This is a genomic window from Methylobacterium sp. AC433 (genome assembly GCF_979253015.1).
Map to the genome: position 1 here is coordinate 151,587 of NZ_CEEDBN010000001.1, position 16,254 is coordinate 167,840.

Genomic DNA, 16,254 nt, shown 5'->3' on the forward strand with positions numbered 1-16,254 from the left:
AGTCAATGGGACAATATTCAACGATATCACCCGCTGCCGATTTCCTTATTTGATGCGCCCAAGCTGGGCGATCAAGTGATTTTTTAATCCCTGCAGACTTGAAATTACTTAAGTCCCAGAGTTTGACCGTCGCACATGAACCATCCTGGGAGGCTTACGTTGTTACCGCACTTCTTCTTCGATCTCACAGACGGGCAGTCGTTGTTGCGTGACGACTTGGGAATCGAGGTCGAAGACGTGGATACAGCCGTAGAACAGGCCCTCATCGTGATCGACGAAATGCATGCGGATGGCAGCTTGACGGAGGCGGGGGCTGCTTGGGATCTGAATATCAGAAATCAAAGCGGCATCATTCTCAAGAAGATCAAGATTACGTAATTGGAATTCAAGCGTTCCCTATCCCGAGCGTCGAGACGTCTCCTTGTATCGACAGGTCTTCCGGGGCGGCGCGCGGAATCCCGAGCGTGCTCGGAGGCGGTCCCAAGGTGGTGCGGGCAGCGCCCTGGCCCTGCACGGGTGATCCGGTCGCTGCGCACTCGGACAACGTCCGAATGCCCGGAGCGAAGCCGCGCCGCCGGCCCCGAATGACCTCGGCGAATGACCTCGGCTAGAGACGGGATCTGGGGGAAGGCATCTCCATTCCCGGCCGTGTGGCCAGGATGGCGACGAGCACGGCGAGGACGGATGCCGCGCCCGCGACGGCGAAGGATTCGATTTGACCGTCGACCGGCATGGGGCCGAAGGCCTTGACGGCGAGAAAGATCGGATAGTGTAAAATGTAGAGTGGATAGGAGAGGCGCCCCAGTAAACGGCTGCCCGCCTGCCATGAGATCCTGCCACGCGAGCGTATTCCGAGCGCCAGGATCAAGGGCAGAGCGAACGTCACCGAGCCGATCTCGATGATCCTGCGATCGCAAAAAGGTGGGCAGAACAGGATCAGCAGGAGACCCATGGTCGGTATGGAGGGATGCATCGCAGGGATGGCGGCGAGTCGCCCGGCGCCGTAGAGGCGCGCGATGAGTACCCCGAGCGGGAAGGAGAAGGCGACGCGCGCGAATCCCATCGGCAGCGTTGCGGTGGTGTCGCCCCCTTCCATGCTGCCGAGCGCGACGGTCGTCCAAACGAGACAGATCCAGCCGGCGACGATCGCCGCGAGGAGGGATGTCCGGTTCAGGCGCCAGAGCCAGAGGCTGTACACGACGTTGACGAGCCATTCGAACGACAAGGACCAAGAGGGGCTGTTCAACGGCCAGGCTGCGCGCTCCGGATCGCCGAACGGGAACGGCATCATGAGGCAAGCCAGGGTCACGAGGATGGTGAGCCCGAGGAGCGCGGCGGGACTGTGGAGGAGGCCTGCCCCGGATTCTCCGAAGCGCACGAGAAGACCCAGGAAGGCGCCCACCAGGTACAGGGGGTACAGGCGCCGTATCCTGCCGCGCAGGAACGTGGCCGGCGTCATTCCTTGTCCGAGGCGGCTCTCGTAGGTGTGGGCGAGGATGAAACCGGACAAGCAGAAGAAAAAATCCACTGCGAGATAGCCGAATTGGCTCTGCTTTCCGGTCCAGCTGCTGCAATGCAGGATCAGGACGCACAGGGCGGCGACCCCGCGCAATGCATCGAGCGTGTCGAACCGTTGGAGCTGCGCTCGGGCCGCCGTTTGAGGCATCGTGGTCTCGCTCAGGTCGGCAAGCCTAGCCGCGCAATGATGACCAACCGATTGTCGGCTTGCCGCGGGTCTCGTCCGAGGCTGCGGTCCGAAGCGGACCCGATCCGGCGGATGACCGGGATCGCCGTGGCACTCCGCGCGCGCCCGCGACCGCCCGCCGCCCGCACGATCGATCGGGGCTGCCCGGACCGAGCCTCCGGATCGCTTTCGGCCGAGCTTGCGTTACCGTTGGTCGAGAGGGCCGAGGCCGCGCCCACGCAGCGCCGCCGATGCCAGCACCTGCGAGGAGAGTCCGAAGATGGGAACGGTAGCGGCAACGCTGGCGACGATCGCCGCATCCACCTATTCCGACACGCTCGCCGGCCTGCCCGCCGGGTTTGTGCCGCTCTCGGCCACCGGGCTCACCAACGGCACCTACGCCAACCAGAACGCCTACGGCGCCGCCGTGACGGGAACCTTCGGCAATCAGTCCGTCGTCGTCCTGAGCTTTCGCGGCAGTGACGATCGCCAGGATTGGCTCAATGACCTGCGCAACATCAATGCCGACTACGAGAAGTTCGCCCCCCTGATCTCGGCCGTCGACGGCTACGCCGCACAGCACGACGCGACGGTGATCGTCACCGGGCACAGCCTAGGCGGCGCGCTCACGCAGGTCTTCATGGCGAACCATCCGGACACCGGAGACGTCCTCTATCAGGGCGCCACCTTCGGCTCGCCGGGAGCCCTGATCTCCGCAGTGCCCGACGACCGGATCGTCAACTACGAGATCGCCGATGATCCGGTGCCTTACCTCGGGCTCTACAGGGCGCAGATCGGGCAGACCGCCAGCTCCGATCCGATCTATGCCGGTACGGTGTCGGTGGGGCTGTCCACGGCCATCGGAGACGGCGTCACGCCCCAGGATGTCGCCGCCTCCATCCCGAGCCTGACGGCCAACTACGTCAACCGCGGTGCCCTCGACTACCTTCCCGGGATCGATGGCACGGAAACGACCCTCACGCCGTCGCAATTCCTCGACGGCGGCCGGTTCATCGACACCTTCGTGCGCTACGGCGCCGAGCACGACGTGTCCGTCTATGCCGCGCGCAGCGCCGGTTCCGCGGTGACCGATCCGGTGATCCGGAGTTCCGGCGCCGGGGCGAACCAGCCGGACCCCGTGTTTCGCTTCTTCGACACCAAGACCGGCGATCACTTCTATACGACCAGCGCGGCGGAGAAAGCGCAGATCCAGGCCACGATCCCGAACTTCGCCTACGAAGGTTCGCCCTGGTCGACGCCGGACGAGAGCGCCGCTACCCACGACGTCTTCCGGTTCCTCGACACGAAGACGGGCACCCATTTCTTCACCGACAGCGTGAACGAGCGCGACGTCATCCGGGCGAGCCTGCCGAACTACAGCTACGAAGGGGTGGCGTTCGAGGCCTACAACGATGCGAACGGCGCCGGACACATCACGCTGGAGCGCTTCTACAACACGCAGACGGGCTTGCATCACTTCGCCGGAAATGCCGAGGAAGCCGCGAGCATACATCAGGGTCAGCAAGGGCCCGGCTGGATCGACGAGGGCAAGGCCTTCACCGTGCACATCCCGGCCGACGGCCTGCTGACCGCCTGACCGGCGGCCCGATCCGTGGCTTGCGGCGAGGCCTGCGTCGCGAGCCCACGGAACGCGCCGCGTGTGTCCGAGGTCGCGCCCGGCCCTATTGGGGGGCGAAGAGCGTGATGTTGCTGTTGATCTGGTAGGCGGGCTCGGGGGGCGTGTTGGCCAGGCGCAGCCTCACCGGGCTCTCGCCGAGGATGGCGCCGAAGGCGGGTGTCACCGCCATCGGCAGACATCGAGAGAGCGCGTCGAAGGCGGCGGCCTCGAAGCGCTTCCGGGTCTCCCGATCGCCCGTCAACTGTCGGGCCGTGACGAGCGGGCGGCCACGCAGGCGACCCGTCTTGTCCAGGCCGAAACGAAGGGCGATCGAGGAGCCCTTCGTCTCCGTCGGTACGATCCAGCAGGATGCCAGTGCCGCCCGGAACGCGGCCCAGTCGTTGACACCGGTCGCGGGCTGCGGCGACTGGGCACGGGACGGCGCGGCGAGTGCCACCGAAGCGCAGAGCGCGAACATCGCGACGACCGGGTGCTGCCCCATGGCGATCTCACCTCTTCGTTTCCCGGAACGGCCAGGCCAGCCGGCCGGCCTCGTCATCCGCGACGTCGCCGATCCGATCGAGGGGCGACGGCGAGGCGACCGCGTCCTTGGTTCGACGAACGGAACGCCGGCGCCTATGGGGCGCAGCCCAGGCTCCGCTCCGAGGTGCGGATCCGAGCGACCTGCTCACGCTGGCGCGCCGAGAGAGGCACCTCGGCCTCATCGTCGTACTGGCAACCGGCATTGCCGAACGCTCGAATGGCCTGCGGGGTGCGAAAGCAGTAGCCGCCCGCTTTGAAGATCGCGTTCCGCTCGGTCCATAGCGCCTCGCACGACGGGGCGGCCGCTCCGCTTGGCGCGCTCGGGCTCATCGCGACGGTACGGCAGCAGCCGACGTGGCGGGCGCTGACCCATCCTGTCTGCCCGGACGGAAGCCGGATGTTGACCCATCCGTCTCGGCGGCCAACCTCGGTGAACAGCGTGTCGGGTCCGAGTCTGGCGATGCGCACGCCTTCGGTACCGCTCGGGAGGCTGCGCAAGGCCAGAAAGTTGTCGCCGTAAGGATCGAGACCGACAGGGTAGCTGAGGGGCTCAGGCTGAACCTGAGCGGCGGTCGGTGCGCAAAGAGCAAGTGCCGCCGCCACATAGGCAACGCTCGTCCGCGCGAGAACAGAAGGCTTCATTCCAGGTAACCTTTTGCCTTTGCATGCATGGCAAGCCGATTGGGATCGGCGCCATTCTGCACCGAAAGCCCGGCCGTGCGCCACACCGCCCCGCTCGGCTTGACCACGCGTCCGCGCCGCTGACGGGCACCTCGGCGTCGGGCATCCGGATGGGCTGGCGCTGCACCTTCGCAACGGCTACCTCGGCTGACTTCCGCTCCTCGCTCGGAGGCTCGGACAGGGCGCGCTCCGCGGGTCCGGGTCTGCCACGCCGCAGTGATCGCAGCTCCTGCCGGACCCTGGCAGGGAGGCCGCGCCGAATCGGTTGCGCCTTCCAACGGGATGAGATCGAGCGCATGGCCACACGCCGACTTCTTGCCGCGCGCTTCCGCAGGCCCTCGCCGGCCGCGGTGGAAAATCAGCTGCGTGATTAGGAAAATTGGCGCGCCAATCAGAATAAAACTGCGAACACCTATGTGATTGAAATCTTAAGGTAGTTTGCGGCGTCGGATCCGAAGTAGGGGAGAATTTAGGCACGTTGGACGGATATACCATCGCAGACGCCATCACAAAGCTGGCTTCGCCCTTCCAAGCGCCGGTAAGTGTGAGCGGCACTCCTGGTATTTGGCATTGCCGACGTCGTGGGCCTGGTCGTCAAGGTGTTCGCATCACTACGAGGATGCGTAGCCAAGTGCCCCCCTGACGCCCACGTGAAAGGTTGAGAATGCCAACGTGTTGCGGAAGTGGGACACGCAGCCGTTGTTTTCCAAAATCCTCAAAACCGTCAGAGTCTTTGGTATTTTCGAAAGGCCACCCATCGTACACCGCATAGGTTGTCGCTGGTACTTCCGCGACCGGAGCGGCCCATCCCTCTATTAATCCAATGCCATTAACATTGAGCAATGCGAAGACATTTGCAATGCTGCGCTTAGTTCAAATCTGTCTTTTCACTAATCTCCAAATCACGCTGTGTTTGGGGATGGAGCAGACATTTGCACAACAAGAGAACTTTGTCGAATTGTGCGATCAGGCAGCCGCTGCACCTTGGGACTCGGATTCGGCGCATCGGCGCACACGCCTTGAATTCCGCCAGTTGCAACCCGAACGTGCCATCCCATTTTGCCAGCGAGCCTTCGCGCAGAATTCTGACCTTCGTCGCCTGAGCTTTCAACTTGGCCGCGCCTATGATCGTCAGGGCGCAAACCAGGATGCGTATCGCGCCTACAAAGTCGCTGCCGACCTCGGCAGCGCCGCCGCCAAGGTGAACATCGGTATTCTCTACCGGCAGGGACGCCGCTTCGAAAAGAACGATACCAAGGCCCGCGCGTGGTTTCGCGAGGCGGCGGAAATGGGGCTCGCGGAGGGCATGTATTGCTACGCGACGGCCCTCGACAACGGCCTTGGCGGTCCCGTTGACGGACCTGCCGCACGATCCTGGTACGAGCGAGCGGCGCAACGTGGGACGGCGAAGGCACGCGATGTTCTCGTACGCCTGGATATCGACGGGCCTGGCACGGGTGCCCGCTGTGATTAACCCCGGCTGCCTGGGCCAGTGCTGCGGAGAACGGCCGTGACGGAGGGGTCGCGTTTCGTCGGCAGTCGCACGCTGGCCGACCTCGACCTCGTTCGGATCGATGACGGGCTCGTCATCGAAGGTTACGAACGTCTGGTCCGTCTGCTGCGACAGCGCGGTGGTGCGGCTGCGGCCCGGCTCTTCGCCGAGCCGGTCTTGTCGCACAGCAACGGATCCGCTGCGGCGCGTGTTGACTGGTACACGTCCCTCGACGGACCTGTTCGCAGTCTCGCGGACCTCGACCCCGGCGAGGCCTCGGAGCTGCGCGACCGTTTCCGCGCGGTCCTCTCCGACCTGACGCCCCTCCTGCGCGACCCCGTCGAGGGTCCGTTCCTGGGGGCCTGTCTGAATCTCGCCGGGCCGCGCGCCGTCCTGGCCATCGGCGATCAGCCGGTCCTGATCGATTGGGGCCTCCTCCCGGCCGGACTGGTTGCGGACGAGGCGAGCCGGCTGCGCCATCACGCAATGGCCCTCGGGGGCCTCCTGCCCCCGGGCGTGCCGATGCCGCCGGTCGGACGCGCAGAGTGGTCGTCCCGCTTCCAATCCGACGAAGCGCCATCCTCCGAGACTGCACCGACAGCGAGGGCAGCCTTACGTCCGCCAAGGGCCCGTCCCCTGCCGGCTTGGTCGAGCCCGGCACCTGTCGCAGTCGCCTGCGCAGCCGTTCTTCTCGGACTGTCCTTTCTACCGGGCGCGCTGACGTTTCCCACCGCTCCGCGGACGGTGTCGGCGGAGGCGAAGGCGCTGCAGGCCGCATGGCTCGACAACCTGCAGCGACGCCGCGAAGCCCTGGCGTCCGCCGCCGCATTCGCCTGTCCGCGCCTGCGAGCCGAACTGCCGTCCCTGGTTCCCCAGAGCCCAGCCGGAGTTCGCCTGCCACCCGATGCCACGTCGCGTCCTCAGGCCCGGGCCGCGATCGGGCCCGCGATCCAAGGACCGGCCGCGCCTGACCCGGCCAGTCTCGTTGCCCGACTGGAGCGGGGCAGCGTCCTGGTCCTGGCGGGCAGTTCCACTGGCTCCGGCTTCTTCGTCAGCGATGAGTTCGTGGTCACCAACCGCCACGTGGTCGAGAACGCCGAGACCCTGAGGATCGCGGGCCGCCACGTCGGGATCATTCCGGCCACGCTCGTCCGAACCGGAGGCGATGGCCATCTCACGGATTTCGCCCTGTTGCGGGTTCCGCGTCAGGCCGACGTGCGACCCCTCGCTCTGGCTGTACCCGGACGACCACTGACACCTGTCGTCGCTGCCGGTTTCCCCGGCCTTCACCTCGGCACCGACCCGACGTTCGCAAGGCTCGGCGAGGGGGACGCTTCCGCGAGCCGCGACCTGGAACCGGTCCTACAGACCGGCGTCGTCAACCACCTTCAGCGCTACGACGACGCGGCCGTGACGCTGGTTCTTCACAGCGCCGAGATCGCTCCCGGCAACAGCGGCGGACCGCTGGTGGATTACTGCGCGCGCGTCGTCGGCGTGAACAGCTTCGGCCGCAGTGACGGGCGCATGCCCGTCACTGCCCGCTACGCTTTGGGGACGGATGGTCTCTCGGCATTCCTGGAAGCCAGTGGGGTCGCGGCACCGCTCGATGCCGAGCCGTGCGACCTGCAGGCGACGGCGCGGGAAACCCCGCCCGTGGAGCCTGCGTCCGCCGCCCCGCGGGAATCCGGGACGGGAGCTGCGCCCGCCGCGGAGCCCGCGCTGAACGCAGCACCGAGGCCAGCGCCGGGAGACGGTGCCATCGCCCCACCGCCCCGCCCCACCGCTCCCGTCCCGTCGCGCCCCCGTCCGGGGCGTGAGGGCGGGCCGCAAGCGCGTTGAGATCGGCCGCCAGATGTCGAGCACCGTCAAGCTGACCGAGACGCCGCGCCAGGGTTTGGACGCGGTCAATCCGAAGCTGAATCAGCAGTACGATCAGTTCGTTGACCTAGTGGCCCAGCGGGTCGGTCGCGCTCACGCGAAGCTTTTCGCCGAGCCGGTGCCGATCACCATGGCGAGGACAGGCCTCCCGGGTCTCGCCTGGTTTGCCGACGGAGACGGCGAGGCCGCGTCCGTCGTGGGGCTCGAAGCCGGCGAGGCTCAGGCCCTCCGCCGTCTGGCGCGGCGCCTGAGATCCGAGGTGGCTGCCTTCGCCGACACACTCGAGAGCGAAGGCGAAGCTTCGCGTGACCTTGCTCGCCTCATCCGCGATGCGCTCGTCACCCCTGACGACGACCATCTCTGGTCTCTCGGCGGCCAACCGGTCCTGGTGGCATGGGGCTATCGTCACGCTCAGGGGATGGGCGTCGTTGCCGAGCGGAACGGTGCGATCACCGGCAGCGCCGCAGCCGCGATGGTCACACCGCGGACATCGCAAACCGCCCCGCATTCGAGTGCGCCGCCGTCTCCGCGGCCTGAAGCGGTGAACGATGTCGGCGTGGTGCGGGCGAGATCGGCTCTCGTGCCCGTGCTGTGGCTGGTGTTCGCCCTTCTCTCGCTGGCCCTCGGCGACCGCCTGCTGCAGGCCTGTGCGATCGGCAGCGCCAATTGGCCAGACTGGCTGAAGGGCGTCCTGCCCAATCACTGTCCCGCGGCTTCCCTCGGCATCGACCCGGCCGACCTGTCACAGCGCGCAGCGATCCAAGCCATCGAGGGCGAGGTGCGCGCTGCCGAGCTTGCGCTGACGCGCCGTGCCCTGTCCTGCGATTCGAGCTGTCCCCTTCCATCGCGTGCCGCGATCCCGGTTCCGTCCACGCCGGTCACTCCGCCGCGCGCCATCGCCGCCGATGTTGAACGGCGTTTGGAGCGGATCGAGCGCGGGCGATACCTGGAGCTGACCCTCGCCTGGGACGGGGCTGCCGATCTCGATCTGCAGGTCGCTTGCCCCGATCAGGCCCGGATCAGCTTCAACAACCGCAACGCCTGCGGCGGCCGCCTCGTGGCCGACCAGAACGAAGGCGGAGGGACCAGCGCCAGCCGCCCGGTCGAGCACATCATCTGGGACGAGGCGCCGACGCCGGCCGGGGTCTTCGGCATCGCCGTCGCCCTTTACGACCGGCACGGCGACGCGCGCCCGAGCATCCCGTTCCGCATCGTCCTATCCCAGAACGGTCGGGTGATGCGGGAGGAGGAAGGGCGGGTCTCGGCTCCACGTGTGTCGCAGAGCGTCTTCACCTTCCCGGTTCCGATCGTCCCCGCTTCCGGAGCCCCTGCCATGCCGTGAATTTCAGCCGTGAGTATGCCCCCTCCACGCGTCCCCTGAATCCCGGCAAGGCCGTCTCGTATCAGGATTGTATCCGTCCCGATGTTCGTCGATCCCGTCACCTTCGGTCCCACGATCCGACTCGTGCCCCATAGCGGCGTGCAGTTCGTCGAGTACGCGTTCAACATCGATGCCGTCGGTCGCCTGTCGCGCCGCTTCATCGAGCGCGAGGTCGAAGGCGTGTCCCAGCCGGCGGGTCGGCAGACCTATCGGCTGCTCCCGACCTGGGACGAGACCGACCCGGGTGGAGAGGAAATCGAGACCACCCGCGGTGCTGATCGCGAATACGCCATCAGCGAGCGGGGCGCGCTCGAAATCTTCCTGGAGAAGTGGACGCCGATCCCGATGCTGCGGGTGAAGGCGGGAATCGAGGGAGGCGATGAACTCGACGTGGGCCCGACCAACTGGGCGCGGGTGCGGGTCGCAGAGGTCTCCGACCGCGCCCCAGATAGTCCGATCAGCCATCGGGTGATCTTCGCCTTCGACACGGAACTTCTGGAGCGGCGCCCGAACCGGCCGTACACGGCGCCGAGCCTCGACGATGCCGCCAACGAGCACGAGTTCCGGTTCGCCTTCCGCTTCCGCGACATCGGCTGGTTTCTCGGCGCGGCCTCCGACAGCGAGGAGGCGCGCCAGCGCGCCGGCTTTCAGGAATGGGTGCCGTCCTGGCTCTCCGAGCAATTCCGCGAGTTCAAGGCGGCCCAGCGGCCCGACCGGCCTCTGCGGGACAGCGATTTCCCGAACACCCTCGAGCACTATGCCCGCTATCTCGTGCTGCTCGAATATCTGCAGCGGGCGATCCAGCCCCGCGTCATGCGTCTTACCGATACGGTCTCGGCCCTCCCGGCCATCAAGCCGGTGACCGTCGACCTGATCCTGGACATCGGAAACAGCCGCACCTGCGGAATCCTGATCGAGTCGCACCCCAACGAGGATCGCGTCGACCTCAACAATTCCTTCGTGCTGCAGCTTCGCGACCTGTCCGAGCCAGAACAGGCCTATGTCGAGCCGTTCGAGAGCCACGTCGAGCTATCCCACGCCCGCTTCGGACGCGATCATCTCTCGCGGCTCTCGGCACGGCCGCGCGCGTTCTTCTGGCCGAGCCCTGTTCGGGTCGGGCCGGAGGCGAGCCGTTTCCGAGAGCTGGCGCAGGGCACCGAGGCGGTCGGCGGTCTGTCGAGCCCGAAGCGCTATCTCTGCGACGTGAGACCGGTGAACCAGGAATGGCGCTTTCCGGATCGCGACTACGGCGCCGATGGAACGAGCCCGCTCATCGACCGGACGATCCGCCAGTTCGTCAACAGCCGCGGCGACGTGATCTCCCAGCTCGACGCCGACAGGAAGCGCTACGGCATCCGGGTTCAGGCCGACGATCGGATCGGTGCATCGCGGCTGACGTTCTCGCGGTCGTCCTTCTTCACGTTCATGGTCGCCGAGGTCGTCTGCCACGCGCTGTCGATGATCAACAACGCCGGCGTGCGTGAGCGTCGACGGACGAAGGACGCGCCCCGCAAGCTGCGACGGATCATCCTCACCCTGCCACCGGCGATGCCTGTGCAGGAACAGCGTCTGCTGCGCTCCCGGGCGGAAGGCGCCGTCAAGCTGATCTGGCAATTGATGGGATGGGCCGACACCTCACCCCCGGGCGTCACGCAGCCGGAGGTCCACGTGTCCTGGGATGAGGCGAGCTGCGTCCAGTTCGTCTATCTCTACGGAGAGATCACGCAGAAACTGGGCGGGGCCGTCGACGGCTTCCTCAAACTCATCGGCCGCCCGCGACCCTTCGCCGAACCGGACACGAGACCCGCTCCCGGCACGCCCGCCGAACCCTCGGTGCGTATCGCCAGCATCGACGTCGGCGGCGGCACCACCGACCTGATGGTGACGACCTACTACGCGGAGGGGAACCGGGCGATCAAACCGGTGCAGAATTTCCGAGAGGGATTCAGGATCGCGGGCGACGACATCCTCAAGAGCGTCATCGAGAGGCTCGTCCTGCCGACCATTGAGGAGGTCCTGCGCCATGCGGGGCATCCTGACCCGCACGCGCTCCTACTCGAGCGCTTCGGTGGCGACCGCGCCAACATGGCCGAGCAGGAAAAGCACCTGCGCCGGCAATTTGTATCCCGCGTGTTGGAACCGATCGGATTGCGTCTTCTGGCCGATGTCGAGGCCGAGGGCGAGTTGACCACCCGTCCGTTCTCGGAATTCTTCCCTGAGCGCGGCGGCCGCGTGGTGCGCCGTGCCCTGCCGCAGCCACGCCTGCTCGATTTCCTCGAAGGTCCGGCGCGGCGCGACGGCGCCACCGGCTTCGCCCTGGTGGATTGCGTGTTCGAGGCGCGCGCCGAGGTTGTCGGCGCCTGCGTGGTGTCGGTTCTCGACCTCGTGCTCGACAACCTCTGCGAGGCGATCCATGCCCTCGATGTGGACGTGGTGCTGCTGTCGGGACGGCCCTCGCGTCTCTCGGCCTTTGTCGACCTGCTCGTGAACAAGCTGGCGGTCTCTCCCGATCGGATCGTGCCGCTGCACCAGTACCAGGCCGGCAACTGGTATCCGTTCCGGGATCGCGACAACCGCCGCATCGGAGATCCGAAGACGACGACGGCGGTGGGTGGAATGCTCTGCGCGCTGGCCGAGAGCCAGCTGACGAACTTCACCCTGTTCACCCACCGCTTGGGCCTGCACTCGACCGCCCGGTACATCGGCGAGATGGAATTGAGTGGGCAGTTACGGGATGCCGGTCTTTGCTTCCGCGACGTGGACCTCGACGCGCCCGCAGCAGCGCGGGCGAGCGGACCCGCGATGACTGCGAAGCTCCGCTACTATGCGCCGATGCGCCTCGGCTACCGGCAATTGCCGGTTGAGCGCTGGATCGCAACGCCCCTGTATCGCCTGCGTCTCCGAACCGGACAGGAGGCGACGCCGTTGCGCCTTCCCCTCGACATCATGCTCGAACGCATCGGCGATGGGCGTGCTGACGATGACAGCCCGGATGCACTGATCCGTTCGGAATCTATGAAGGAAGAATTCCAAATCACCGATGCCTACGATGCGGACGGCCTCGACGTCAAAAGAAAGATCGAGCTTGTGCTCGACACTCTGGTTTCTGAGCAAGGCTACTGGCTCGATACTGGAGTTCTCTCCGTCGATTGAAGGCATTGTCTACCCCGAACTCCTCCAGGATTAACCACAATCTCCGCCATGTCGACTGACCTCCTTGCCAAGGCCTGCCACGACACCAACCGTCTCGCGCAGGATGCCGAGCGCTGGCTCGGCGACGCCGCCAACGCAGCCACAGTCGGCCGTGAGCGGGACGACCTCGTCCGCTCTACGCGCAAGATCGCCCATCGGGCCGAACGCCTCGGCCGGGCAGCGCAGCGACCGATGTGCGTCGGCGTGTTCGGCCCGAGCCAGGCTGGGAAATCCTATCTCGTGGAGGTTCTGGCCCGCCCCGAAAACGGTTCTCTGCGGGCCCGTTTCGACGGAATCGCGCCGGTCGACTTCCTCGCCGAGATCAATCCGATCGGCGAGAAGGAAGCGACCGGGCTCGTCACGCGCTTCAGCGCCCAGGAGGGCGGGACACCGACTCCGCCCGGCGCTCCGGTACGCCTTCGGGTGCTGACGGAGAGCGATCTGATCAAGGTCCTCTGCAACAGCTTCCTGCACGACGGCGATGCCACGAAGGAACATCCGCCGCAGGCCGAGGAGATCGATGCGCTCCTTGCCGAGTTGCGGACCCGGACCCGCACCGGCGGCGCGCGCTTCACCGGCGCCGAAGTCGACGACCTGAGGGACTATCTTCTCGACCAAGCTCGCGGCAGCCGCGCCCTGGAGGCGTTGGCACGCTACTGGGACGAGGCACGCACACTCGCCCCGGGGCTCGACCTGGAGGGACGCGCGCGCCTGTTCGCGCCGCTCTGGGGCGGCCATGCGGCGTTCACCCGGCTCTACCGGAACTTCACGGAGGCCCTCGAACGCCTCGGGCATCCCGACGAGATCTTTGCGCCGATCGGCTCCCTGGTGCCGCGGGAAGGCAGTATCCTCGATGTCGCCACGCTGGCGGGCCTCGGGGCCTCCGGGGGCGCCGACACGCTGCTCGTCTACGGCGCTTCCGGAACGCCGGTCTCCCTGCCGCGCGCCACCGTAGCGGCCATCACGGCGGAGTTGCGGATCGACATCGCGGATGCACCGCGATCCTTCCTTCGTGAGGCGGACCTCCTCGACTTCCCCGGCGCGCGCAGCCGTCAGAAGGTCGATCTGGCCCATTTCCTGGCGGAGCACCCCGACTCCCTCAAGGAGACCTTCCTGCGCGGCAAGGTCGCCTACCTGTTCGATCGCTACGTGGCCGAGCAGGAACTGACGACGATGTTGCTCTGCATCAGGCCGTCGAACCAGGAGGTCGTGACGCTGCCGGATCTGGTGGAGCGCTGGATCACCCAGACTCACGGCTCCAGCCCCGAGGCGCGGGTCGCCCTGCCGAACCTGCTCTTCCTGGTGATGACCTGGTTCGACAGTCACTTCGTCGACAAGGCGGGGGATGCCGGACAGGATGCCGGATTGCGGTTCCGCAACCGGATCGAGGCATCGCTTCTGGGGTTCTTCGGCAAGGCCCATACCTGGCCCCGGCAGTGGACGCCGGGGGCGCCTTTCCGCAACGCGTTCTGGTTCCGGAACCCGAATTACCCCGCCGAATCCGTGATCCGATACGAGGGGCGGCGCGAGATCGGGTTCCTGCCGGAGAAGCAGGAGCGGATCGCCGAATTGCGCCGCGGCTTCGTGGCCCTGCCCGAGGCCGCCGCGCATTTTCAGGATCCTGCTCGCGCCTTCGACGAGGCGTTGCGCCTCAACGACGGAGGCGTCAGCTACCTCGTCGAGAATCTGGCTCGCGTCTGCCGGCCGGAGCTGAAGGCCGCCCAGATTGCCTCGCGGCTCGATGGACTGCGGGCCGAACTGCGGGAGCGGCTCGGGCGTTTCCACGTGGCCCTCGACATCGAGACCCGCCTGGCCGAGCGCCGCGAGGCTGCCGGCCATGTCTTCGACGCCCTCGACGCGACCGTAGCGGCCGGCGGTTTCGGTTCGCTGCTGCGCGAACTCCTGATCGATGTGGGCACCCTGACCGAAGCCCTCCATGGGGCGAGTCAGTCGATATCCGGGGCACCGGCCGAGAGCGCTTCGCCGGCGGCACCTGCTCGCATCGCGCGTCCCGGTGCGATCGCCCGCCCCGGTGCGCCGAGCCCTGGGGGTGGAGTCCGGGGCGCCCGATCACCGGTGGGACCCGGCGCGTCCGATCGTGAGCGTGGCCTGGCCCGGGCCGCGGTTACCGCTTGGATCGGCTCCATGCGCCGCCGGATCGAGGCCGACGGGTTCACACGCCGCTTCCAGGTTCCGGTCGACGTGATGGAGATCATCGTCGGCGAGATGATCACCCTGGCTCGCCGTGCGGATGTAGAGGCCGCCATCGCAGCCGATCTGCGGGCCCTCGCGACCGTGGAGCGAGCCGAGCAGTCGACGGCGAAGCTCGCACTGATCGCGGCCACGCGCCTGAACCGGTTGAGCGGCGATCTCGGCTTCGGTCTGGTCCCCCCGGCCGGCGAACGGCCCTCGATCCAGGATGAGGCTGGCGACCGCATCGCCTTCGAGGCTCGGCCGGTCACCTTCGATGCCAAGTCGATCGGCCCCACTCCGGCAGCCTTCGGCCACACCTACGCAACCGACTGGTTCCACGGCTTCTACCGGGTCGTGGAGGACAACGCGAAGAGTGCGGCCGGGGTCACCATCGACCTCGAGCAGAACGGCAGGCTGGGCGCAATCCTGACGGGCCTGCAAGCGCGTTCGGCCGCCTAGCTCAGACCCAGCCCCGCTGCTCACAGACGCCTCAGACGACTTGCCTGGACACATCCATGACCCTTCGCATCACAGAGGACGAGGACGAGATCGGCGGCCACGCCCTCATCGATCTCGGGCAGCGCGCCTCTTCGCCGCTGCTGTCGTTCCGGCGCCAGGACACCGAGCCGAGGCATCTCGGCACCGAGGGATGGCAGCCGGAAATCGCGTGGCTCGCCCCGCTCTCCATGACTGAGCATGACGGCCGCACCGTAGCCCGCTTCGGCCCCTCGGTGGTCGATCGCATCGAGGAACTCGTTCCGATCGAGATCGTGGGCCAGGACGGCACCTCGTTCGGGGTCGTGTCCTGGCCGTTCATCACGCCGGCACCAGCCGGCTCCAGCATGCTCGCCGCTTCCCCGATCCCCGCCCCCAGCCTGACCCAGACCGCGCCCTCTCAGGAGACGCTCGCCGGTGAACCCGGTGACGGTCTCGCCCCGGTCCAGGATTCGGAAACGTCCCCGGCCGAGCCTGAGCCGCCCCGCCGGGCCAGCGTGCGCGATGGGCTCGTCCTGCCCGAAGTGCCTCGAGCGGCGCCGCGCCAGCTCTGGCCGGCGCTCGTATTCCTGGTTCTGTTCGCCGGGGTCGGGATCGGCGCGTACCTGTACCAGGACCTGCTCAAGGCTGTCCTGGCCGGCCACCCAACTGCGCCGGCGGACACACCGGCTCAGCCTGAAGCACGGACGCCGCCCGCTCCGGAGGCGCCACGTCTGAGTGCTGCCGAACTGCGCCAACGGCACGGACGCCTCCTGGATGAACGCGCGACAGGCAGCGCGTTTCTGGCGCTCGGCGGCACAGCGATCGAGGCTCAGCAGGGAGGGGCCGCCTTCAGGGCCTTCGAGGAGGCCGATCCCGCCGCCAGCGCGGATGCTGCCTGGCAGATGGCGCGCTTCTACGATCCCCGGACCACCGACACCACGTATCGCGACGCCGCTCAGCCCGACGTCTCCCGCGCCGCCTATTACTACGCGCTCTGGCGCAACCGCTCGCCCCGGCACACCGACGCGCTGCGAAGCCTGTGCGACGCCAACACGGATCTCGTCGGCCGCGACGAGCGACTGCGCGCGATCTGCCGTCCATGACGCTTTCCAAGA

At 67.0% G+C, this 16,254-nt stretch carries 11 protein-coding genes and 1 pseudogene; 8 read left to right on the plus strand and 4 right to left on the minus strand.

Going from position 1 to position 16,254, the window contains the following annotated elements; translation table 11 throughout:
- The first annotated feature begins 159 nt into the window (after positions 1–159).
- Positions 160–378, plus strand: a complete 219-nt coding sequence (locus tag AC0IWM_RS00710) for a DUF6894 family protein (RefSeq protein WP_471752614.1) — start codon at positions 160–162, stop codon at positions 376–378.
- A 229-nt stretch (positions 379–607) separates the two neighbouring features.
- Here AC0IWM_RS00710 and AC0IWM_RS00715 read toward each other — a convergent pair whose 3' ends face one another.
- Positions 608–1,666: an acyltransferase family protein gene (locus tag AC0IWM_RS00715; protein WP_471752615.1), complete on the minus strand. Its 1,059-nt coding sequence runs from the start codon at positions 1,664–1,666 to the stop codon at positions 608–610.
- Between the two features lie 298 nt (positions 1,667–1,964).
- Between AC0IWM_RS00715 and AC0IWM_RS00720 the strand changes: the two genes are divergently transcribed.
- Positions 1,965–3,281: a Tle-like phospholipase domain-containing protein gene (locus tag AC0IWM_RS00720; RefSeq protein WP_471752616.1), complete on the plus strand. Its 1,317-nt coding sequence runs from the start codon at positions 1,965–1,967 to the stop codon at positions 3,279–3,281.
- Between the two features lie 85 nt (positions 3,282–3,366).
- Here AC0IWM_RS00720 and AC0IWM_RS00725 read toward each other — a convergent pair whose 3' ends face one another.
- The 3 genes and pseudogenes from AC0IWM_RS00725 to AC0IWM_RS00735 form a co-directional block, all read right to left on the minus strand.
- Positions 3,367–3,804: a hypothetical protein gene (locus AC0IWM_RS00725; protein ID WP_471752617.1), complete on the minus strand. Its 438-nt coding sequence runs from the start codon at positions 3,802–3,804 to the stop codon at positions 3,367–3,369.
- A 134-nt stretch (positions 3,805–3,938) separates the two neighbouring features.
- Positions 3,939–4,175 carry a YARHG domain-containing protein gene (locus AC0IWM_RS00730; RefSeq protein ID WP_471753081.1) on the minus strand — a complete coding sequence of 79 codons (237 nt, stop codon included), beginning with the start codon at positions 4,173–4,175 and terminating at the stop codon, positions 3,939–3,941.
- Positions 4,176–4,211: 36 nt separating this feature from the next.
- Positions 4,212–4,487, minus strand: a pseudogene (locus tag AC0IWM_RS00735) (SH3 domain-containing protein); the annotation flags it as partial.
- Positions 4,488–5,385: 898 nt separating this feature from the next.
- On the opposite strand from AC0IWM_RS00735, the gene AC0IWM_RS00740 reads away from it, so the two are divergent.
- The 6 genes from AC0IWM_RS00740 to AC0IWM_RS00765 all read left to right on the plus strand — a co-directional run bounded on the left by AC0IWM_RS00740 (position 5,386) and on the right by AC0IWM_RS00765 (position 16,242).
- Positions 5,386–6,000: a tetratricopeptide repeat protein gene (locus tag AC0IWM_RS00740; RefSeq protein WP_471752618.1), complete on the plus strand. Its 615-nt coding sequence runs from the start codon at positions 5,386–5,388 to the stop codon at positions 5,998–6,000.
- A gap of 36 nt (positions 6,001–6,036) precedes the next feature.
- Positions 6,037–7,857 (plus strand): trypsin-like peptidase domain-containing protein, encoded by a 1,821-nt coding sequence (locus AC0IWM_RS00745; protein ID WP_471752619.1) that lies wholly within the window; start codon positions 6,037–6,039, stop codon positions 7,855–7,857.
- 13 nt (positions 7,858–7,870) lie between these two features.
- Positions 7,871–9,238, plus strand: a complete 1,368-nt coding sequence (locus tag AC0IWM_RS00750; RefSeq protein WP_471752620.1) for a hypothetical protein — start codon at positions 7,871–7,873, stop codon at positions 9,236–9,238.
- A gap of 81 nt (positions 9,239–9,319) precedes the next feature.
- Entirely contained in the window at positions 9,320–12,430 is a 3,111-nt protein-coding gene (locus tag AC0IWM_RS00755) for a virulence factor SrfB (RefSeq protein ID WP_471752621.1), read from the plus strand.
- 48 nt (positions 12,431–12,478) lie between these two features.
- Entirely contained in the window at positions 12,479–15,121 is a 2,643-nt protein-coding gene (locus AC0IWM_RS00760; RefSeq protein WP_471752622.1) for a virulence factor SrfC family protein, read from the plus strand.
- Positions 15,122–15,177: 56 nt separating this feature from the next.
- A complete protein-coding gene (locus AC0IWM_RS00765; protein ID WP_471752623.1) occupies positions 15,178–16,242 on the plus strand; it encodes a hypothetical protein in 1,065 nt (354 codons plus the stop codon).
- Positions 16,243–16,254 lie beyond the last annotated feature (12 nt).